18 protein-coding genes are annotated in these 19,256 nt (G+C 69.3%); 5 read left to right on the top strand and 13 right to left on the bottom strand.

Annotated elements, in window-relative coordinates; translation table 11 throughout:
• Positions 1 to 2: 2 nt before the first annotated feature.
• The 3 genes from ACWZJV_RS10385 to typA all read right to left on the bottom strand — a co-directional run bounded on the left by ACWZJV_RS10385 (position 3) and on the right by typA (position 4,262).
• Positions 3 to 1,304 carry an ABC transporter substrate-binding protein gene (locus ACWZJV_RS10385; RefSeq protein WP_008360753.1) on the bottom strand — a complete coding sequence of 434 codons (1,302 nt, stop codon included), beginning with the start codon at positions 1,302 to 1,304 and terminating at the stop codon, positions 3 to 5.
• Positions 1,305 to 1,440: 136 nt separating this feature from the next.
• Positions 1,441 to 2,277: a class II fructose-bisphosphate aldolase gene (locus ACWZJV_RS10380; protein ID WP_457181367.1), complete on the bottom strand. Its 837-nt coding sequence runs from the start codon at positions 2,275 to 2,277 to the stop codon at positions 1,441 to 1,443.
• A gap of 95 nt (positions 2,278 to 2,372) precedes the next feature.
• Entirely contained in the window at positions 2,373 to 4,262 is a 1,890-nt protein-coding gene (gene typA, locus ACWZJV_RS10375) for a translational GTPase TypA (protein ID WP_008360757.1), read from the bottom strand.
• A gap of 98 nt (positions 4,263 to 4,360) precedes the next feature.
• Between typA and ACWZJV_RS10370 the strand changes: the two genes are divergently transcribed.
• Entirely contained in the window at positions 4,361 to 5,653 is a 1,293-nt protein-coding gene (locus ACWZJV_RS10370) for a protealysin inhibitor emfourin (RefSeq protein WP_457181366.1), read from the top strand.
• A 10-nt stretch (positions 5,654 to 5,663) separates the two neighbouring features.
• Here the strand turns inward: ACWZJV_RS10370 and ACWZJV_RS10365 are convergent, their stop codons facing one another.
• Together ACWZJV_RS10365 and ACWZJV_RS10360 are read right to left on the bottom strand one after the other, a co-directional pair.
• The gene (locus ACWZJV_RS10365) at positions 5,664 to 6,356 is read right to left on the bottom strand and encodes an aspartate/glutamate racemase family protein (RefSeq protein ID WP_008360761.1); all 693 of its coding nucleotides are present in this window, start codon (positions 6,354 to 6,356) and stop codon (positions 5,664 to 5,666) included.
• A gap of 120 nt (positions 6,357 to 6,476) precedes the next feature.
• On the bottom strand, positions 6,477 to 7,220 hold the full coding sequence (locus tag ACWZJV_RS10360) for an SDR family NAD(P)-dependent oxidoreductase (RefSeq protein WP_008360763.1): 744 nt from the start codon (positions 7,218 to 7,220) through the stop codon (positions 6,477 to 6,479).
• Between the two features lie 136 nt (positions 7,221 to 7,356).
• Between ACWZJV_RS10360 and mshA the strand changes: the two genes are divergently transcribed.
• Both mshA and ACWZJV_RS10350 read left to right on the top strand, forming a co-directional pair.
• Entirely contained in the window at positions 7,357 to 8,613 is a 1,257-nt protein-coding gene (gene mshA, locus ACWZJV_RS10355) for a D-inositol-3-phosphate glycosyltransferase (RefSeq protein WP_008360765.1), read from the top strand.
• A complete protein-coding gene (locus tag ACWZJV_RS10350; protein ID WP_457181365.1) occupies positions 8,610 to 9,158 on the top strand; it encodes a YbjN domain-containing protein in 549 nt (182 codons plus the stop codon). The genes mshA and ACWZJV_RS10350 overlap by 4 nt, the downstream gene beginning before the upstream one ends.
• On the opposite strand, the gene ACWZJV_RS10345 is transcribed toward ACWZJV_RS10350, so the two are convergent.
• Together ACWZJV_RS10345 and ACWZJV_RS10340 are read right to left on the bottom strand one after the other, a co-directional pair.
• Positions 9,136 to 10,038, bottom strand: coding sequence for a DMT family transporter (locus tag ACWZJV_RS10345; RefSeq protein WP_457181364.1), 903 nt, complete (start codon positions 10,036 to 10,038; stop codon positions 9,136 to 9,138). The genes ACWZJV_RS10350 and ACWZJV_RS10345 overlap by 23 nt on opposite strands.
• Positions 10,039 to 10,237: 199 nt before the next feature.
• Positions 10,238 to 11,221 carry a GlxA family transcriptional regulator gene (locus tag ACWZJV_RS10340; protein ID WP_457181363.1) on the bottom strand — a complete coding sequence of 328 codons (984 nt, stop codon included), beginning with the start codon at positions 11,219 to 11,221 and terminating at the stop codon, positions 10,238 to 10,240.
• 71 nt (positions 11,222 to 11,292) lie between these two features.
• Between ACWZJV_RS10340 and ACWZJV_RS10335 the strand changes: the two genes are divergently transcribed.
• Positions 11,293 to 12,582 (top strand): MFS transporter, encoded by a 1,290-nt coding sequence (locus tag ACWZJV_RS10335; protein WP_457181362.1) that lies wholly within the window; start codon positions 11,293 to 11,295, stop codon positions 12,580 to 12,582.
• A 5-nt stretch (positions 12,583 to 12,587) separates the two neighbouring features.
• On the opposite strand, the gene ACWZJV_RS10330 is transcribed toward ACWZJV_RS10335, so the two are convergent.
• The 3 genes from ACWZJV_RS10330 to ACWZJV_RS10320 form a co-directional block, all read right to left on the bottom strand.
• On the bottom strand, positions 12,588 to 13,877 hold the full coding sequence (locus ACWZJV_RS10330) for a hypothetical protein (RefSeq protein ID WP_457181361.1): 1,290 nt from the start codon (positions 13,875 to 13,877) through the stop codon (positions 12,588 to 12,590).
• Between the two features lie 128 nt (positions 13,878 to 14,005).
• Positions 14,006 to 14,683, bottom strand: coding sequence for a response regulator transcription factor (locus tag ACWZJV_RS10325; RefSeq protein WP_008360778.1), 678 nt, complete (start codon positions 14,681 to 14,683; stop codon positions 14,006 to 14,008).
• Positions 14,680 to 15,837, bottom strand: coding sequence for a sensor histidine kinase (locus tag ACWZJV_RS10320; protein ID WP_008360780.1), 1,158 nt, complete (start codon positions 15,835 to 15,837; stop codon positions 14,680 to 14,682). Before ACWZJV_RS10320 ends, ACWZJV_RS10325 begins: the two co-directional genes overlap by 4 nt.
• A gap of 120 nt (positions 15,838 to 15,957) precedes the next feature.
• Between ACWZJV_RS10320 and phoU the strand changes: the two genes are divergently transcribed.
• On the top strand, positions 15,958 to 16,608 hold the full coding sequence (gene phoU / locus ACWZJV_RS10315) for a phosphate signaling complex protein PhoU (protein WP_457181360.1): 651 nt from the start codon (positions 15,958 to 15,960) through the stop codon (positions 16,606 to 16,608).
• Between the two features lie 78 nt (positions 16,609 to 16,686).
• Here the strand turns inward: phoU and ACWZJV_RS10310 are convergent, their stop codons facing one another.
• From ACWZJV_RS10310 to ACWZJV_RS10300, 3 genes are all read right to left on the bottom strand, one after another.
• Positions 16,687 to 17,427 (bottom strand): phosphoglyceromutase, encoded by a 741-nt coding sequence (locus ACWZJV_RS10310; RefSeq protein WP_008360784.1) that lies wholly within the window; start codon positions 17,425 to 17,427, stop codon positions 16,687 to 16,689.
• Entirely contained in the window at positions 17,427 to 18,239 is an 813-nt protein-coding gene (locus ACWZJV_RS10305; RefSeq protein WP_457181359.1) for a hypothetical protein, read from the bottom strand. Before ACWZJV_RS10305 ends, ACWZJV_RS10310 begins: the two co-directional genes overlap by 1 nt.
• Before the next feature lie 67 nt (positions 18,240 to 18,306).
• Positions 18,307 to 19,152 carry a UbiA family prenyltransferase gene (locus ACWZJV_RS10300; RefSeq protein ID WP_457181358.1) on the bottom strand — a complete coding sequence of 282 codons (846 nt, stop codon included), beginning with the start codon at positions 19,150 to 19,152 and terminating at the stop codon, positions 18,307 to 18,309.
• Between the last annotated feature and the right edge of the window lie 104 nt (positions 19,153 to 19,256).

The raw sequence follows: 19,256 nt of genomic DNA, 5'->3' as shown, positions 1-19,256 counted from the left end.
GATCAGGACATTCCTTCGACGCCCTCGACGAAGGTCGCCCACGACTTGTCGGGGTCGGTGCCCTCGTCCACACGTCGGATCGCCTGCTGGAAGAGGCCCAGGATGTCGGAGTACTTGTCACCCTTGAACGGCACACCCGCCGGCACGGCCTTCGCCCGGTTGGCGAGGATCTGCGAGGTGGGGGCGTCGTTGAAGTAGGGGTCCGTGGCGTTCTCGGCGGCCAGGGTCTCCTGCGCCTCCAGGTTCGCCGGGAAGTTACCGGCCACCTTGGAAGCGGCCACCTCGGACTCGGCGTTGGTCAGGTAGTTGGCGAACTCCTTGGCCTCCTCCTGGTGCTGCGACTGCGCCGGGACGGCGAGGTAGGAGCCGCCCCAGTTACCGCCGCCGCCCGGGAAGGCGTCGACGATGTCCCAGCCCTTCACGTCAGGCGCGGAGTCCTTGATGTTGGCGAACATCCAGCCCGGGCACGGGATGGTGGCGAAACCGTCGTTGGTGAAGTTGGCCATCCAGTCCTCGCCCCACTGCTCGACCTTCGTCGAGAGGGTGGGGGCGTACTGCGAGACCGTGTCGTAGACGTTCCGGAGCTCCGGGTTGTCGACGTCGATCTTCTGGTCCTTGGTCTGGAAGGGGTACTCCACCTGGTTGAGCATCGCCTGGGCGATCGCGCCGCTGGAGTCGTACCAAGCCGTGTTCGGCACCTTCTTCTTGAACTGCTCGCCGGTGGCGAAGTAGGTGTCCCAGTCCTTGAAGAGGGCCTTCACGGACTCGCGGTCGGACGGGAGGCCGGCCTTCTCGAAGAGGTCGGCGCGGTAGCAGAACGCCTCGGGGCCGGCGTCGGTCGGGTAACCGATCTGCTTGCCGTCGGCGGTCTGGCCCTCGAGGTACTTCGACTCCATCCAGCGGCTGTCGAGCTCCTTGTCGGTGAGGTCGACGAACTGCTCGGAGGCGCCCTCGGCGACGAGCGCGGGCATCATGTCGCCCTCGACGGCGACGATGTCGGTGAGACCTTCACCCGACTGCAGGCCGGTGGTGAGGCTCTGCTTCCAGGTGTCCCACTCGGCGACCACGGTCTGCTTGACCTTGAAGGGACGGTCAGGGTCGGCGTTCCACTGCTCGATGAGGTCGCCGTAGCCGAACTCGCTGAACGTCGTGATGGTCAGGGTGTCGTCCTTGCCGAGCGCAGCCTGCTCGTCGTCGCCACCGTCACCGCCGCAGGCGGCCAGGCCGGCGACGAGGGAGGCGACCGCGCACGCGGCGAGGGCGGTCCGTGGCGCACGGCGCCATGACTTGGAGATCTTGGACACGGGGGTGCTCCTGCACGTCTGTGTGGGGAGTGAGAGCGCTTCCACTCTCGGGACTAGGGAGAGTGTGAGTGTGCTCACAACTCCCTGTCAAGAGGCGCGTGAGTAACGATTTTGTTGTGGTGGGAGCGCTTCCACTTTATTGATGAGAAATCACCCTCAGCAGGCGAGCGGTCTCGGCGGCCATCGCGTCCCGGCCCGCGCCGAGGTAGCGCCGCTGGTCGACCAGGCCGGGGTCGGCTCCGAGGGTCTCCCGCACCGCGGCCGTGAAGGCCTTGTTGAGCTGGGTCGCGACGTTGATCTTCGTCATCCCGGCCGCGATCGCGCCCCGGAGCCCGTCGTCGCTGACCCCGGAGGAGCCGTGCAGCACCAGCGGTACGTCGACCGCCCGCCGGATCGCCGAGATCAGCGCCTCGTCCAGGGCCGCGTCGCGGGTGGTCATCTTGTGGCTCGAGCCGACCGCGACGGCGAGGGCGTCCACGCCCGTGCCGGCGACGAAGGCTGCGGCCTGCGCCGGGTCGGTGCGTACGCCCGGCGCGTGGACGCCGTTCTTGCCGCCGACCTCGCCCAGCTCGGCCTCGACGTGGGCGCCGCGGTCGTGGCAGCGGCGGACGACGGCGGCGGTGCGGGTCAGGTTCTCCTCGTAGGCGAGCTGGGAGGCGTCGTACATCACCGACGAGAAGCCGAGGTCGACCGCGATCCCGACCAGGCGCTCGTCGGTTGCGTGGTCCAGGTGGAGCGAGATCGGCATCGCGGCGTTCGACGCGACCGCGATCGCGGCGTGGGCCAGCGGTGCCAGGCCGCCGTGGTAGCGGACCGCGTTCTCGCTGATCTGCACGATGACCGGGTGGTTCGCCGACTCGGCTCCCGCCGCGATCGCCTCGACGGTCTCCAGGTTGATCGCGTTGAAGGCGGCGACGCCGCGACCTGTCTCGTAGGCCGCGCTGACGAGCGCGGCCGTGGTCGTGAGGGTCACTCGGCTCTCCTCATGGTGGAAGTGTCGCAGGGTGAGGACAACGAAACGGCCGCCGACTCGAGGAGTCGGCGGCCGTCGTAGGGCGGAGGTCAGACCTACTTGTTGGCCTTACGAGCCCGGCTCGCGATCTTGGCCCGCTCGTTCTGGTCGAGGATGACCTTGCGGATGCGGATCTGGTCCGGGGTGATCTCGACGCACTCGTCCTCGCGGCAGAACTCCAGGCACTGCTCGAGGGAGAGCTTCTTCGGCGGGATCAGCTTCTCGAAGTTGTCGGAGGTGGCGGACCGGATGTTGGTCTGCTGCTTCTCCTTGGTGATGTTGACGTCCATGTCGTCCTGGCGGGAGTTCTCGCCGACGATCATGCCCTCGTAGACCTCGGTGGTCGGCTCGACGAAGAGGACGCCACGCTCCTGGAGCGAGGTCATCGCGTAGGCCGAGGCAGCACCGGCGCGGTCGGCGACCAGCGAGCCGTTGTTGCGCGAGCGGATCTCGCCGGCCCACGGGAAGTAGCCCTCGGAGATGTGGTGGGCGATGCCGGTGCCGCGGGTCTCGGTGAGGAAGTCGGTGCGGAAGCCGATCAGGCCGCGGGAGGGGACGATGAACTCCATCCGGACCCAGCCGGTGCCGTGGTTGGTCATGCCCTCCATGCGGCCCTTGCGGTTGGCGAGCAGCTCGGTGATGGTGCCGAGGAACTCCTCCGGGGCGTCGATGGTGAGGCGCTCGAACGGCTCGTGGAGCTTGCCGTCGATCTCGCGGGTGACCACCTGCGGCTTGCCGACGGTCAGCTCGTAGCCCTCGCGACGCATCTGCTCGACCAGGATCGCCAGCGCCAGCTCGCCGCGGCCCTGGACCTCCCAGGCGTCGGGACGGTCGGTGGGCAGCACCCGCAGCGACACGTTGCCGATCAGCTCCTGGTCGAGGCGGTCCTTGACCATGCGAGCGGTCACCTTGGCGCCCTTGACCTTGCCGACCAGCGGCGAGGTGTTGGTGCCGATGGTCATCGAGATGGCCGGGTCGTCGACGTGGATCAGCGGCAGCGCGACCGGGTTCTCCGGGTCGGCCAGCGTCTCACCGATCATGATCTCGGGGATGCCCGCGACGGCGACGATGTCACCGGGGCCGGCCTCCTCGCCGGGCTTGCGCTCGAGACCGTCGGTGATGAGCAGCTCGGTGATGCGTACGTTCTTGGTCTCGCCGTCACGCTTCATCCAGGCGACGTTCTGGCCCTTCTTCAGGGTGCCCTGGTGGATGCGGACCAGCGCGAGGCGGCCGAGGAACGGGGAGGCGTCGAGGTTGGTGACGTGGGCCTGCAGCGGCGCGCCGGCCTCGTAGGTCGGGGCCGGGATGGTCTCCAGGATCGTGGAGAAGAGCGGCTCGAGGTCCTTGGAGTCGGGCAGGGTGCCGTTCTCCGGCTGCTCGAGGCTCGCCACGCCGGCCTTGCCGGAGGCGTAGATCACCGGGAAGTCGAGCGCGTCCTGGCTGTGGGAGTCGTCGAGCAGGTCCATGAAGAGCTCGTACGTCTCGTCGACGACCTCCTCGATGCGGGCGTCGGGGCGGTCGACCTTGTTGACCACCAGCACGACCGGCATGTCGGCGTTGAGCGCCTTGCGCAGCACGAACCGGGTCTGCGGCAGCGGGCCTTCGGAGGCGTCCACGAGCAGCACGATGCCGTCGACCATCGACAGACCGCGCTCGACCTCGCCACCGAAGTCGGCGTGGCCGGGGGTGTCGATGATGTTGATCGTCATCCCCTCGGGCGCGGACGGCCCGGTGTAGTGGATGGCGGTGTTCTTCGCGAGGATGGTGATGCCCTTCTCGCGCTCCAGGTCACCGGAGTCCATGACGCGGTCCTCGACCGACTCCATGGCGTGCTCGGAGAAAGCACCGGCCTGCTTCAGCATGGCGTCGACCAGCGTGGTCTTGCCGTGGTCGACGTGCGCAACGATGGCGACGTTGCGAAGATTGGCCTTGAGGATCTCGGACATGTGCGAAGCGGCTCGATTTCTGGCGCGGGACGGGACGTCTGATCTTATCCGCCGCGACGTCCTTGACCCGCATCCGGAGATGACGGTTGGCTGAACCCATGACCTCTCGGAATCACGTCTGCCACATCGTGCCTCCCTACCTGATGCAGCGGCTCGATCCCGGTCGTCTCGACCAGGACAACGGTTTCCGAGCCGCTCGGGCCGAGCACCTGACCAGGGTCCTCGCCGAGCTCCCTGCCCCGGAGGCGGGCAGCACGGCCGCCGAGGCCGGCGACTGGACCGTCTACTCCGCCGGCAACGGCACCGACCTTCCCGGCGAGAAGGTGCGGGCCGCGGGCGAGCAGGAGTCGGGCGACGAGAGCGTCGACGAGGCCGCGGCCGGCATCACCGGCTCGCTGGCGCTCTTCGAGGAGGTCTACGGCCGCGATTCCTACGACGGGCGGGGCATCGAGGTCGTGATGACCGTCCACTACGACCGCGACTACGCCAACGCCTTCTGGGACGGCACCCAGCTGGTCTTCGGCGACGGCGACGGCAAGGTCTTCCAGCGCTTCACCAAGGCCGTCGACGTGATCGGCCACGAGCTCTCCCACGCTGTCACCGAGCACACCGCGGGTCTCGTCTACCAGGGCCAGCCCGGTGCGCTCAACGAGTCGATGTCGGACGTGTTCGGCTCCTGCCTGAAGCAGCGTCTGCTCGGTCAGAGCGCCGACGAGGCCGACTGGATCATCGGCGAGGGCCTCTTCACCGAGTCGGTCCAGGGCGTCGGGCTGCGGAACATGCTCGAGCCGGGGACGGCCTATGACGACCCCGAGCTGGGCAAGGACCCGCAGCCGGCCCACATGGACGACATCTACGACGGCACCGACGACAACGGCGGCGTCCACATCAACTCCGGCATCCCCAACCGCGCCTTCGCCCTCGCCGCCAAGGCGATCGGCGGCAACTCGTGGGACGGGGCCGGCAAGATCTGGTACGCCGCGCTCGCCAACGGCGCCGTCACCACCGACACGGACTTCGCCGGGTTCGCCGCGGCCACTGTCGCCGAGGCCGGGGAACACGCCGAGGCGGTCACGACGGCATGGTCCGAGGTCGGGGTCACCCCGGCGTCCGGCACGTCCCGGCCCGACGGTGAGGCACCGACCGTGGTGAGGCTACGTCGCAGCGGCGGTTTCATCGGACGTACGCAGGAGGGGGTCGCCGAGCTCGCGCCCGACGACGCCCAGGCGGCTACGGTGCGTGACCTGCTGGCCAACGCGACCCCGTCCAAGCCGAAGGGCGCCGACCGCTACATCTACGAGTTCGAGGTGGACGGCCGGAGAACCGTCGTGCACGAGGGAGACATGACTCCCGAGCTGCGCGAGCTCGCCAACCGGATGCTCGAGCAGTAGGCCGGAGGAGCTACTCGCCGAGGGCCTGGTTGAGGGCCGCCTCGACGTGCACGGTGATGGCGTCGAGGATGGGTACGTCGACGTCGCTGGGCCGCACCAGGAGGCTGAGCTCGGAGGCACCGAGGATGACGCCGTCGGACCCGGCGTCCCACAGCTCGTGGACGACCTCGAGGACCCGCTTGCGCGACCCGGACACCACGTTCCGGTGGACGAGCTCCTCGTAGATGATCGAGTCGAGCAGCTCCACGTGGAGGGTGTCGGGCAGGTTCACGTCGACGCCGTGGTCGGAGATCCGCTGCGCGAAGAAGTCGTTCTCCACGGTGTAGCGGGTGGCGAGGAAGCCGGCCTTCGTGATGCCCAGCTCCTTGGCCTTGGCGGCGAGCACGTCGGCCAGGTGCAGCACGGGTACGTCGACGGCTGCCGCGACCTCGTCGTAGACCTTGTGGAAGGTGGTGGTGCACAGCAGGATGAAGTCGGCGCCACCGGCCACGACGCTGCGGGCGGAGGCGACGAGGATCTCGGCGACCTGGTCCCAGGCCTCCTTCTCCTGCAGCGCCGTCAGCTCAGCCAGGTCGACGGAGGCCAGCACGATCTTGGCGGAGTGAAGACCGCCGAGCCGCTCCTGGACACCCTTGTTGAGTCCCTCGTAGTAAGCGGCTGTGCTTTCCCAGCTCATGCCGCCGATGAGTCCGATCGTCTGCACGCATCGAGTGTGACACCGTCGGCTGCCGCGTACTGAATCCTCGGCGCCCCTCTGACCTGGTCCAGACCAGGTCAGAGGCCGGATCCGTGGCTGGATCCGTGGCTGGATCGGGGGTCGGGTTCAGCCCTCGCGGTGCACCTTGTGCGGGGCGGCCTGGGCACGCGGCTTGATGACCAGCTCGTCGATGTTGACGTGAGCCGGGCGGGTGGCCATCCAGACGATCGCGTCGGCGATGTCCTCGGCCACCAGCGGGTCCGCGACGCCCCGGTAGACGGCGTCGGCGGCGGCCTGATCGCCCCCGAGGCGTACGAGCGAGAACTCCTCGGTCTGCACCATGCCCGGCGCGATCTCCATGATCCGGACCGGCTTGTCGACGATCTCCAGGCGCAGCGCCTCGGTGACCGCACGGGTGCCGAACTTGGCCGCGTTGTAGCCGGCCCCGCCCTCGTAGGCACGCCGGCCCGCGATCGAGCCGACGTTGATGACCGCGCCCGCTCCGGAGGCGATCAGCGCCGGGAGCAGCGCCTTGGTCACCCGGGTCAGGCCGATCACGTTGACCTCGAACATCGCCTGCCACTTGGTCAGGTCGGCCTCGGCCACCTGGTCCACGCCGAAGGCGCCGCCGGCGTTGTTGACCAGCAGGTCGAGACGGTCACCGACCGCTTCGGCCAGCGCGGCGACGGACTCGTCGGAGGTGACGTCGGTCGCCACCGCGGTGCCGCCGATCTCCGCGGCCAGGGCCTCGATCCGGTCGGTCCGGCGAGCGGCGAGGAAGACGTGGTAGCCCTCCTTGGCGAGCTGGCGGGCGGTGGCGGCGCCGATCCCGCTCGAGGCACCGGTGACGACAGCGTTCTTGGAGGACATGCAGCCATTCTCTCGTGGATCGCTCGACATTGGGTACCGGGTCCCACGATCGAAGATGATTCCCGCCGCGGGGAATGATGTCCCATATTCGCGTGTTGGAAGATGCGACCGAGGGCGTTCACAAGAAGGGGCAGGCATGATCCACCGCGTGGCGATGGTCAGTCTGCACACCTCTCCGCTGGATCAGCCCGGCACCGGCGACGCCGGCGGCATGAACGTCTACGTCCTCGAGCTCTCCCGGCGGCTGGCCACGCAGGGCATCGCGGTCGACATCTTCACGCGCGCGACCTCCTCGCGCCTGCCGCAGGTCGTGGAGGCGTACGACGGGGTGGCGGTCCACCACGTGCACGCCGGTCCCTTCGAGGGGCTCGCCAAGGGCGATCTTCCCGGTCAGCTGTGCACGTTCGCGCGCGAGGTGCTCCGCGCCGAGGCGTCCAACCCGCCGGGCTACTTCGACGCCGTGCACTCCCACTACTGGCTCTCCGGCCAGGTCGGTGCTCTCTCCCGTGACCGCTGGGGCGTGCCGCTGGTCCATTCCATGCACACGATGGCCAAGGTCAAGAACGAGGCGCTCGCCGAGGGCGACAGCCCCGAGCCGGAGGCCCGGGTGATCGGCGAGGAGCAGGTCGTCGAGGCCGCCGACATGCTGATCGCCAACACCGATCTCGAGGCCAAGCAGCTGATCAACATGTACGACGCCGAGCCCGGTCGCGTCGCCGTCGTGCACCCCGGGGTCGACCTGCGGGTCTTCCGCCCGCGCGGGCGGGCCGCCGCGCGTGCCGCGCTCGGGCTCCCTGCCCGGGCCCACGTGCTCCTCTTCGCCGGTCGCATCCAGCCGCTCAAGGCCCCCGACGTACTCCTGCGGGCGGCCGCGGTCATGCTCGCCCGCGACCCGTCGCTGCGTCGCAACCTCGTCGTCCCGATCGTCGGCGGCCCTTCCGGCTCCGGTCTGGAGCACCCGACCGGGCTGGCCGATCTCGCCGCTGAGCTGGGGATATCCGACGTGGTCCGGTTCGTCCCGCCGGTACGCCAGGACGAGCTCGCGCTGTGGTACTCCGCCGCCTCCGTCGTCGCCGTCCCCTCCTACAACGAGTCCTTCGGCCTGGTCGCCGTCGAGGCCCAGGCCTGCGGCACCCCCGTCGTCGCGGCCGCAGTCGGCGGTCTGACCACCGCGGTGCACCACGGCCGCAGCGGTCTCCTGGTCGACGGGCACGACCCGGCCCAGTGGGCCGACGCCCTCACCAACGCCGTCATCTCCCACTCGCGCTGGTCCGCGCTCGCCGACGGCGCCCGCGAACACGCCCAGGACTTCTCCTGGGATCTCACCGCACGCAATACGCTCGAGGTCTACGAAGAGGCCAAGATGCTGATGCGTGAGGAGCTGACTGCATGACTGCGGATACGCGGACGGACCTGGAAGAGGTCGTACGCGGCTGGCTGAAGTCCAACGACCTGACCTGGGACGAGACGGCCCTGCCGAGCGGGGACCTGGTCTTCTCGTTCTCGCTCCCGGGCGAGCGCAAGCTGCAGACGCCGGTCCGTCTCGACCTGGGGCAGCATGCCTTGGGCGTGCATGCCTTCGTCTGTCGCCGTCCCGACGAGAACTTCGAGACCGTCTACCGCTGGCTGCTCGAGCGCAACCTGCGGCTCTACGGGGTCGCCTTCGGGCTGGACCGGCTCGGCGACATCTACCTCGACGGCCGGCTGCCGCTGGCGGTGGTCACCGTGGATGAGCTCGATCGCCTGCTCGGCTCGGTCCTGACCTACGCGGACGAGTCCTTCAACACCATCCTCGAGCTCGGCTTCGCCTCCTCGATCCGCAAGGAGTGGGAGTGGCGCAAGCTGCGCGGTGAGTCCACCGCCAACCTCGAGGCCTTCCGGGGCTGGCTCGAGGCCGGCGAGGACGAGGCGAAGACTAGCGCGGCTGGCGGCGGGTGATCAGCACACCCGCGATGCACATCGCGCCACCGACGAAGGCGAGCGCCGGCGGCACCTCGCCGAGCACCAGCCACGCCATCAGCGCGGTGATGAACGGCACCAGGAACGTCGACTGCGCGAACTTGCCGGCGTCGGAGTGCGAGAGCGCATAGGCCCAGGTCACGAATGCCAGCGCGCTCGGGAACAGACCCAGGTAGACGATCCAGCCGATGTTGCCGACGCTGATGTCGGGGATCGTGGTGGCCAGCTCGAGCGACCACGGCAGGCAGATGACGAGGCCGGCCACGGCGTACCAGAACGTCAGGAGCAGCGCGCTCATCGTCGGCAGCAGCTTCTTCTGCGTCAGCACCCCGACCGCGAAGGTCAGTGCCGCGACCAGGGAGAGGATGACGCCGATCCAGTCGCCGGTGTCGCCGTTGGCCGAGGCGCGCCCGATCAGGACGACGCCTGCGAACCCGACGCCGGTCCCGATCAGGATCCAGCGATGGATGCGCTCCTTGAGGACGAGCCCGGCCAGGAGCGCGACCACGATCGGTCCGACCTGGATGATCAGGGCGGCGGTGGCGGCGTCGATGCGCCGCTCCGACTCGTTGAGCGCGAGGTTGTAGATGCCCAGCCACGACGCGCCGCCGAGCGCGATCAGCGGCCACTCCTTCTTGGTCGGCAGCCGGAACCCACCTTTCAGGGCGAGGTAGGCACCGAGCGCCGCGACCATCACGATCAGCCGGCCCAGCGACAGGCTCCCCGGAGGGACGGTGTCACCCAGGTGCCGGATCCCGACGAACGCCGACGCCCACAGCACCAGCGTGACCCCGCAGGCCACCAGCGGCTTCCAGAGCGGTGTCGTCGTGGCGGGGGCCGGTTCGATCGTCGTCGTCACGGTAAAAGGCTAGAGACACCGACGCATTCGAGCGAGCGGATATCAGCCAACGATGTCCGACATCCCGCCATCTCGTCCCCGCCGAAGCGTCGACCGCGTCGGCCGAGACGTCGCTGGCGTTGGCTGAGACGTCAATTGCCGCCTACTCGGCCGACCGGGGTGACGCTTCGGCCGACGGGGGTGACGCCTCGGATGGATGTCAGCCGCGGAAGGTTCGTCTGTACGCCGTGGGGGTGATGCCGAGGGCCGCGTGGAAGTGGAGGCGGAGGGACTGGGCGGTGTTGAGGCCGCAGCGGGCGGCCACCTGCTCCATGCTCAGGTCGGTGGTCTCGAGGAGGGTGCGGGCGAGCTCGATGCGCTGGCGCTGGAGCCAGCGGCCGGGGGAGTCGCCGGTCTCGTCGCGGAACCGTCTGGTGAAGGTACGCACCGACATCGACACCTGGGACGCCATCGCCTCCAGGGTGAGCGGCTGGTCGAGATGAGCGAGTGCCCAGGCGGTCGCCGCCGAGATGCCGGCGTCGCCCGGGGCCGGCGCGGGGTGGCGGATGAACTGGGCCTGGCCGCCGTCGCGGTGGGGAGGTACGACCGTCACCCGGGCGACGCGGTTGGCGACCGCGGCGCCGTGGTCGCTGCGTACGACATGCAGGCAGAGGTCCACGCCGGAGGCCACGCCGGCGGAGGTGAGGATGTCGCCGTCGTCGACGAAGAGTACGTCAGGGTCCAGCTTGACCTGCGGAAACAGAGCTCGGAAGTCGTCGGTGTGTGCCCAGTGGGTGGTCGCGGGACGGCCGTCGAGGAGACCTGCGGCGGCGAGCGCGAAGGCGCCGGTGCAGATCGACATGATCCGGGTGCCGGGCCGGATCATGTCGAGCGCCTCCTTCAGCGGCGCCGTCAGCACGCCGTCCGACACCGTGGGGTAGTCGCGGCCGAACTTCGGGATCACCACGGTGTCGGCCTCGGCGAGGGCCTCGGGTCCGTGCGGAGCGAGGACGACCATGTCGGAGTCAGACTGCACGGGTCCGGGGCCGTCGGTGGTGCAGGTGACGACCTCGTAGAGCAGCCGGTCCTGGCTGTCGCGAGCCTTGCCGAAGATCCGGTGCGGGATGCCGACCTCGAACGGGATGAACCCGTCCTGGATCAGCACCGCGACCCGGTGCGGAGAAGGAACCCATTCGTCGCCCATGGCTGGATCTTATCGATAGATGTCAATCAGGCCACTGTCAGTCCCGGCGCGCACACGGGAAAATCATCTTCATGACCCAGACGACGACCCCGCCGCCTGCCGGCCGCATCACCGCGCGCCGTCCGCGCATCCACCCCGCCTGGTGGGTGGCCGGCATCGCCTTCGTGACCATCGTCGGCGCCGCCGCCTTCACCGCGGCACCTGGCCTCCTGGTCGGTCCGCTGCACGAGGAGTTCGGCTGGTCGCGAGGCACGATCGGGGCCGGGATCACGCTGCAGCTCGCGCTCTACGGCCTGACCGCCCCGTTCGCCGCCGCGCTGATGGACCGTTTCGGCATCCGCCCGGTGGTGGCCGTCGCGCTCACCATGATCACCCTCGGCTCGCTCGGCACCGTCTGGATGAGCGAGTCGTGGCAGTTCGTCCTCGGCTGGGGCATCCTCGTCGGTGGTGGCAGCGGCTGCATGGCGCTCGCCTTCGGTGCCACGATCACCACCCGCTGGTTCGACAAGCGGCAGGGCCTGGTCAGCGGCCTGCTGACCGCCGGCGGCGCCTCGGGACAGCTGATCTTCCTGCCGGTGCTGGCGGTGCTGATCGGGGAGTTCGGCTGGCGGGCCGCCTCGGTCACGATCGCTCTGGTCGCCGCCGCCGTCATCCCGTTCGTGCTCCTGCTGCTCCGCGACTACCCGGCCGACGTCGGCCTGGCGCCCTACGGAGCCTCGCAGATCGTGCCGCGGCCCGCGCCCGCGACCGGCGCCGCGCTACGGACCGTGCGCGTGCTCGGGATGGCGATGCGTACGAAGGCCTTCTGGCTCCTCGCCGGTGCCTTCGCGATCTGCGGAATCACCACGAACGGGCTGATCAGGACCCACTTCGTGCCCGCCGCGCACGACCACGGGATGGCCACGGTCGCGGCCGCCTCGCTGCTCGCCGTGATCGGGATCTTCGACGTCGCCGGGACGATCTTCTCCGGCTGGCTCACCGACCGCTTCAACCCGGTGGTGCTGCTCGGCGTCTACTACTCGCTGCGCGGCATCTCGCTGATCTTCCTGCCGATGCTGCTGGCCCCCGAGGTGCACATCCCGATGGTGTTCTTCATCGTCTTCTACGGCCTCGACTGGGTCGCCACCGTGCCGCCCACGCTCGCACTGTGCCGCGAGGTCTGGCCCGAGGACGCCCCGATCGTCTTCGGCTGGGTCCTCGCCTCCCACCAGGTCGGCGCCGGCCTGGTCGCGTGGGTCGGCGGCGTCGTCCGCGATGTCACGGGCTCCTACGACCTGGTCTGGTACGCCGCCGGCGCGCTGTGCGCCGCCGCCGCGCTGATGTCGCTGGTGGTGCCGCGCGAGCCGATGGGCCAGGCGTAGCGGACTCACCCGCCAGCGCACTCGTCGCTGTCGCCGCCGGAGTAGCAGACATGCGCGCCGGGGGACGGCTCAGGATCGACCCGCTCGGAGATGGGCCGCTCGGGGGAGGGCCGCTGCCAGTCGATCGCGGGCACGGCGAACAGAACTGCGCTCACCGCGACGATCAATGCGACGACCAGGTGTGAGATCACTCCGGCCACCGAGCGTCGAAGGACTGCCATCCCGAGCGCTCCCAGCGACGCCAGCGCCATCAGGACGAGGACGACCCGGTAGGCAACCACGTTCTCGGCCGAAGGTGGCCCGCAGTATCCGTCGCCCGCGAAGCAGAAGTAGGACATGAAGACGTTCGCCAGGGCAATGAGGACGAGGACCACCGAGAATCCGACGAGCAGGATCTCGACCCAGGGGAGTGGGCTGCTGGGCACCGGCTCGTCCTCCGCCTGCACATCCGGCTTCTCGACCTCGTCCACCGAAGCCGCGCTCGAGCCTGCCCGGCGGTCGAAGGCGAGGCGTACGACGACGACCACGAGTGCGATCACGACCGACCACGCGAGGAGAGGGACCTGGTGGACACCGGGTGTCGTGAAGATCTGGGACGCGTACGCGAGGAACTCCCCGACCAACACGTCCGGATGCTCCTCGATGCCGTATCCAGGCCGGATCATCGGCCCGATCGCGGTGAGGGCGATGATGACCGTCTGGACCATCCACACCCCGGCCAGCACGAATGGCCAGGTCAGGAGGGCGAGCAGTCCGCGTGGTCCGCGTCCGACGCTCAGCACGAGCACGCCGGCCAGGACTGGAACCGTCAGCCAGGCCCACCAGTACGTCGACGACGTGGGCGGCACGACCTGGCCGAACCAGCTGTACGCGGCGCCGCCCAGCGGAGCGAGAGCGAGACCGCGCAGCCACGACGGGCCGAGCGCGGCAACGAGTCCGAGAGCGACTGCCACGACCGTGACGAGCACGGTGATCAGTTGCAGCGCCCAGAGCACGAGCTCGAGGTAGACGCCTCGCTCGCCCAGCACACGGATGGTCGCGAGAGCGATCAGAGCGACCCCACCGATCGCGGCAGCGATCGCCGCCGCCGGCCGGTCGCGCCGGACCGCGGCCGCAGCGCCGCCGAGCGTACCGGCGACGATGGCGACAGCGACCAGCTCACCCATGGCCGCGGCATCGAACGGTGATGCGTCTGGAAGGACGCCGGGCAGGAAGCCGACGAGCCAGGCGAGCGCTGCGAGCAGGACGATCGCGATCACCGGGATCGTGGGCGTTCGGGGGTCGGAGGGGGTCACACGCGAATCCTGCAGGTAAAACCGCGCGCGGCACATGAGTTCGGACACTCAACCGGGTACGCGTAAATAGATCGTGGGAGTCGTGAGGTCAGCCTGTGACCTCACGACTCCCACGTCGGAACGACTTCCTACAGGTCGAGCTTGTAGCCCAACCCACGCACGGTGACCAGGAACTTCGGCTCGGACGGGTCCGGCTCGAGCTTGGCGCGCAGGCGCTTGACGTGTACGTCCAGGGTCTTGGTGTCGCCGACGTAGTCGGAGCCCCAGACGCGGTCGATGAGCTGGCCGCGGGTCAGCACTCGGCCGGGGTTGCGCAGGAACATCTCGAGGAGCTCGAACTCCTTGAGCGGCAGGCGCTGCTCGTTGCCGTCGACGGTCACGACGTGGCGCTCCACGTCCATCCGGACCGGTCCGGCCTCGAGCGTGGCGGGGGCGGCGTCGGGCTCGGTGCCGCGACGCAGGACGGCGCGGATGCGGGCGACGAGCTCGCGCGGGGAGTAGGGCTTGGTGACGTAGTCGTCGGCGCCGAGCTCGAGCCCGACGACCTTGTCGACCTCGTCGTCCTTGGCGGTCACCATGATGACCGGGACGGACGAGGTGGCCCGGATCTGCCGGCACACCTCGGTGCCGGAGAGGCCGGGAAGCATCAGGTCGAGCAGCACGATGTCTGCCCCGTTGCGGTCGAACTCCTTCAGAGCGTCGGTGCCGTCCTCGGCGACGGCGACCTCGAAGCCCTCCTTGCGGAGCATGTAGGACAGCGCCTCGCTGTAGCTGGCTTCATCTTCGACGACGAGTACCCGGGTCACGGGCGTTCCTCCTTGCTTGTGCCGGACTGCCCGGCAGTTGGTAGGTGCTGGGGCAGGGTGAGGGTGAAGGTGGAACCCTGACCCTCCTGCGACCACACCTTGACCTCGCCACCATGCGTGGCGGCGACGTGTTTGACGATCGAGAGGCCGAGACCGGTGCCGCCGGTGGAGCGGTGGCGGGCCGGGTCGACGCGGTAGAACCGCTCGAAGATCCGGTCGATCTCCGTGGACGGGATGCCGATGCCCTGGTCGACCACGGAGATCTCGACCGAGCCGTCGGTGGCGCGGGTCGAGACGGTCACGGTCGAGCCGGGGTCGGAGTAGGCGACGGCGTTGGAGACCAGGTTGGTGACCGCGGTCGAGACCTGCTCCTCGTTGCCGAAGACGTGCAGCCCGGCGGTGCCGGCACCGACCACGTTGATGTTCTTGGCGTCGGCATCGACGGTCGAGCTGTCGATCGCGGACACGATGACCTTGTCGACGTCGACCGCGACCGGGGCCTCCAGCGGCTCGTCGCCCTGGAGCCGGGACAGCTCGATGATCTGCTGGACCAGCTCGGTCAGGCGCTCGGACTCGTGGATCATCCGGTTGGAGAAGCGGCGTACGGCCTCGGGGTCGTCGGATGCCTCGGTGACCGCGTCGGCGAGCACCCTGATCGCCCCGACCGGGGTCTTGAGCTCGTGGCTGACGTTGGCGACGAAGTCGCGGCGCACGGCCTCCACCCGGCGCTCCCGGGTGCGGTCCTCGACGAGGGCGAGGGCCAGGCGCGTGCCGAGCGGGGCGACCCGGGCGGTGACGTGCCGCGACGCCCCGTTGGAGCGGGAGATCACCAGCTCGGTCTCACGGATCTGGCCGTCACGGCGCACCCCGTGGACGAGCTCGGAGAGCTCGGGCGAGACCAGCGAGGTGCCGCGCACCAGGCCCAGGGCGTACGCCGGGGCGCTGGCCTTCAAGACGGTGTCGTCCTCGTCCACGACGACGGCACTGCTACGCAGCACCGAGAGGACGGCGGCCACCTCAGAGGGAACCTTGGGCGGCTCCACCTCCGGGATCCGTTGCCGGGAACGTTCGCTCATCGCCCACGCAAGCACCGCCGCTCCGGCGACGACAGCGCCGAGGAGCGCAGCAAGAAAGGCCTGCGTCGTCGAGTCCACACGATCAGGGTAATCCCATCAAACACCCATTCTTCACCTCCGGACGCTTCCGCGCCGAACGTTCACCATCGGTTCACTCGCGATGAAGATCAGTACATGTCGAGTGTCTAGGATCGGTCCATGCGTGCTGCTTTCCATGACGACCTCGATGCCATCTTCACCGATCTGACCAGTGTCTGTGAGCTGGTGTCGGTGGCCGTGCGCGACGCCACCATCGCTCTTCTCGAGGCTCGCAACGACCTCGCCGAGCAGGTGATCGACAACGATGTCGAGATCGACGACGCCCGCGAGCGCATCGAGGAGAACGCCCTCGAGCTGCTCGGCCTGCAGTCCCCGGTCGCCGGCGATCTCCGCGTCGTCGTCGCCGCGCTGCGGATGATCTCCGACCTCGAGCGGATGGGCGACCTCTCCGTCCACGTCGCCAAGATCGCCAGGCTGCGTACGCCGAACAAGGCCGTCCCCGAGCTGGCCCAGCCGACCATCGCCAAGATGGCCGAGATCGCCCAGCATATGGTCGAGCGCACCTGCGAGATCCTCCGCACCCGCGATGTCTCCGCAGCTCAGGACCTGGTCGCCGACGACGACGAGATGGACCAGCTGCGACGCAAGTCCTTCGCCGAGCTGCTGGGCCAGGATTGGACCCACGGCGTCGAGCCCGCCGTCGACGTGGCTCTCCTGGGCCGCTACTACGAGCGCATCGCCGACCACGCCGTCACGGTGGCCAACCGGGTCGTCTTCGTGGTCACCGGCGAGGTCCCGGCCGACTCCTGACCCGCCGAGTCGGCTGGTCCTGACGCAAGAACCCGCCGAGTCGGCTCGTCTTGACGAGCCGACTCGGCGGGTTTGTTGCTACTGCTTGCCCTGGTTGGCGACAGCCTCGGCCGCGGCGGCCGCAGCCTCGGGGTCGAGGTAGGTGCCGCCGGTGACGACCGGCTTCAGCGACTCGTCGAGCTCGTAGACCAGCGGCTGGGCCGTGGGGATGTTGAGCTTGGCGATGTCGGTGTCGGAGATGTTGTCGAGGTGCTTGACCAGCGCGCGCAGGCTGTTGCCGTGGGCGGTGACCAGGACGGTCTTGCCGGCCTGGAGGTCGGGCACGATCGCCGACTCCCAGTAGGGGATCATCCGGGCGACGACGTCCTTGAGGCACTCGGTGGCGGGCACCTCGATGTCGGCGTAGCGCGGGTCGCCGGCCTGGGAGAACTCGGAGTCGGCCTCGATCGGCGGGGGCGGGACGTCGTAGGAACGACGCCACAGCTGGAACTGCTCCTCGCCGAACTTCTTCAGCGTCTCGGACTTGTTCTTGCCCTGCAGCGCGCCGTAGTGGCGCTCGTTGAGGCGCCAGTCGCGGCGCACCGGGATCCAGTGGCGCTCGGCGGTGTCGAGAGCGATGTTGGCGGTGTTGATCGCGCGACGCAGCAGGCTGGTGTGGACCAGGTCGGGAAGGATCCCGGCCTCGGCGAGCAGCTTGCCGCCGTTGACGGCCTCGGCGCGACCCTTGTCGGTGAGGTCGACGTCGACCCAGCCGGTGGACAGGTTGAGCGCGTTCCACTCGCTCTCGCCGTGACGCAGCAGGACGAGCTTGTAGGTCATCAGTGGGCTTCCTCGGCGCCGGGGAGGGCGGCCGGGGGGAACTCGCAGGAGTAGGGGTCCTCGGAGATCGTGCCCGCGGACTCGCCGTGCTCCTCGGTCTCGCCCTCGGCACCGGCCTCGGTCTCGGTCTCCGTGGCGTGCTCGCCCTCGGCGGCCTCACCCTCGGTGGCGTGCTCGTCCTCGGTGGCGGTCTCGGCCGGCAGGGTCGAGGCCTCCTCGCCGGTGGCCGCACCCTCGGACGCCTCGGCCTCGGCGTTCTTGCCCTTCTTCGCGGGCTTGGTGGTGGTCTCGTCGACCGCGGCGACGACCTCGGCGTAGGGACCGCACTGGGTGACCACGGGGACCGAGATGGTCCGCTCCTCACCGTCGGAGAAGGTGAAGGTCATCGGGATGCTGTCGCCGGGCTTGAAGTCACCGGTGACCGCGATCCCGCCGTTGGCCGGGTCTGCCAGGTTGATGATGCCGGCGGTGGGCAGCTCGATCGGGGTGAACGACTCGGGCGTGACCGTCTTGCTGGCCTCGGAGCCGGTCGCGATCGAGGTGACCGACGGCAGCGCCTCGCCGGCGACCGCCGGGTTGATCGCCGGGTCGAGCGAGAAGGTGCCGACCAGGATGCCGGAGCCTTCCTGCGCGGTCACGATGCGGGCCGCGTTGATCCGGATGGCACCGTCGAGCGTCGAGCCGCCGTGGGCGATCTCGTTGGGCCGGTCGGTCGCGTAGTCGAAGCTGCTGCAGGCGGTGAGCGCCGGCAGGGCGAGAGCCACGAGGGCGCCCGTCACCGCGAGCCGCTTCCGCATAACCTTGGTCGTCACGCGCGACACTCTATCCGCCCGATCCGGTGATCTCGGAAAAGGGTCAGGCACGCAGGTCAGGCGCCGGTCACGCACGCAGTCCGACGGCGCTCGCGGCGTACAGCATCGCGCCGATCACGGCGGCGATGTAGACCAGCGTGACGCCGAGCAGCTTCCCGGCCCCGAGCTGGAGCCCGGCCTTGAGCGGCAGGTACGTCCAGCCGTCCTCGTTGTCGGCGACGAGGCCCCACAGGGCGGTGAGGAAGTGGACCCCGACACCCAGCGCGGCGGCGAGCACCACCATCGCCCAGTGGGGCGGGCCGCCGGTGGTCTCGCCGGCCCAGCCCGCGTACGAGATGTATCCGGGGTAGCAGGCGAAGGCGGCCGCCCACAGGACCCAGGAGAAGAGGCCCTTGCGCAGCAGTACGTTGGCGAGCATCCCGATCACGAGCGAGCCCAGGTAGAACAGCCCCGCGACGGTGCCCGAGGTGACCGAGAGCGGGATCACGAGGAGCACGCCGCAGCACAGCGCGAACCAGACGCCTCCGGCTTCGAGGCGGCCGTCCGAGATCGGCTTGCCCTCACGCTCGTGACGGCGGTCGACGGCCTGGTCGACGAGGTCGTTGTGCCAGCCGAGGACGGCCTGGCCGACGAGCACGGTGACCGCGATCAGGGTGACCTCGCGGGTGCTCAGCCCGGCGAGGACCGCGGCGACCGAGAGGCCGATCGCCGTCAGCACGGCCTGACGGGGGTGAGTGGTGCGGATGAGGAGGAACGGGGCCCAGTTGCCGATCCTGTCCATGACGCTCTGACTGCTCGCCGGGGCATCAGGAACGGCCGACGCGCTGGGCTGCGTTTCTTCCGGGTCCTGATCCTGGGCGTGCGACGACACGGTGAAGATGGTCTTGGGGGCGCTCTGCGATGCATTCGCCATGGCGGCAGTATCGGGCACTCCGCCGACACGCGCAGGACAACAGGCTGGCTACGACGAGATTTCGGCCCCGTTTCGAAATCAGCCATGCTGCCACTCTTCACCGG

Source organism: Nocardioides sp. WG-D5 (assembly GCF_054031175.1).
The sequence above is the reverse complement of the archived record's forward strand: the minus strand, read 5'-3'. Positions and strand labels throughout refer to the sequence as shown.

What these genes read in the sequence shown, in the direction of transcription:
- ACWZJV_RS10300 (WP_457181358.1), bottom strand. Translation starts at nt 19,152, where the DNA reads ATGGCGAATGCATCGCAGAGCGCCCCCAAGACCATCTTCACCGTGTCG.
- mshA (WP_008360765.1), top strand. Translation starts at nt 7,357, where the DNA reads ATGATCCACCGCGTGGCGATGGTCAGTCTGCACACCTCTCCGCTGGAT.
- phoU (WP_457181360.1), top strand. Translation starts at nt 15,958, where the DNA reads ATGCGTGCTGCTTTCCATGACGACCTCGATGCCATCTTCACCGATCTG.
- ACWZJV_RS10340 (WP_457181363.1), bottom strand. Translation starts at nt 11,221, where the DNA reads ATGGGCGACGAATGGGTTCCTTCTCCGCACCGGGTCGCGGTGCTGATC.
- ACWZJV_RS10360 (WP_008360763.1), bottom strand. Translation starts at nt 7,220, where the DNA reads ATGTCCTCCAAGAACGCTGTCGTCACCGGTGCCTCGAGCGGGATCGGC.
- ACWZJV_RS10350 (WP_457181365.1), top strand. Translation starts at nt 8,610, where the DNA reads ATGACTGCGGATACGCGGACGGACCTGGAAGAGGTCGTACGCGGCTGG.
- typA (WP_008360757.1), bottom strand. Translation starts at nt 4,262, where the DNA reads ATGTCCGAGATCCTCAAGGCCAATCTTCGCAACGTCGCCATCGTTGCG.
- ACWZJV_RS10310 (WP_008360784.1), bottom strand. Translation starts at nt 17,427, where the DNA reads ATGACCTACAAGCTCGTCCTGCTGCGTCACGGCGAGAGCGAGTGGAAC.
- ACWZJV_RS10370 (WP_457181366.1), top strand. Translation starts at nt 4,361, where the DNA reads ATGACCTCTCGGAATCACGTCTGCCACATCGTGCCTCCCTACCTGATG.
- ACWZJV_RS10335 (WP_457181362.1), top strand. Translation starts at nt 11,293, where the DNA reads ATGACCCAGACGACGACCCCGCCGCCTGCCGGCCGCATCACCGCGCGC.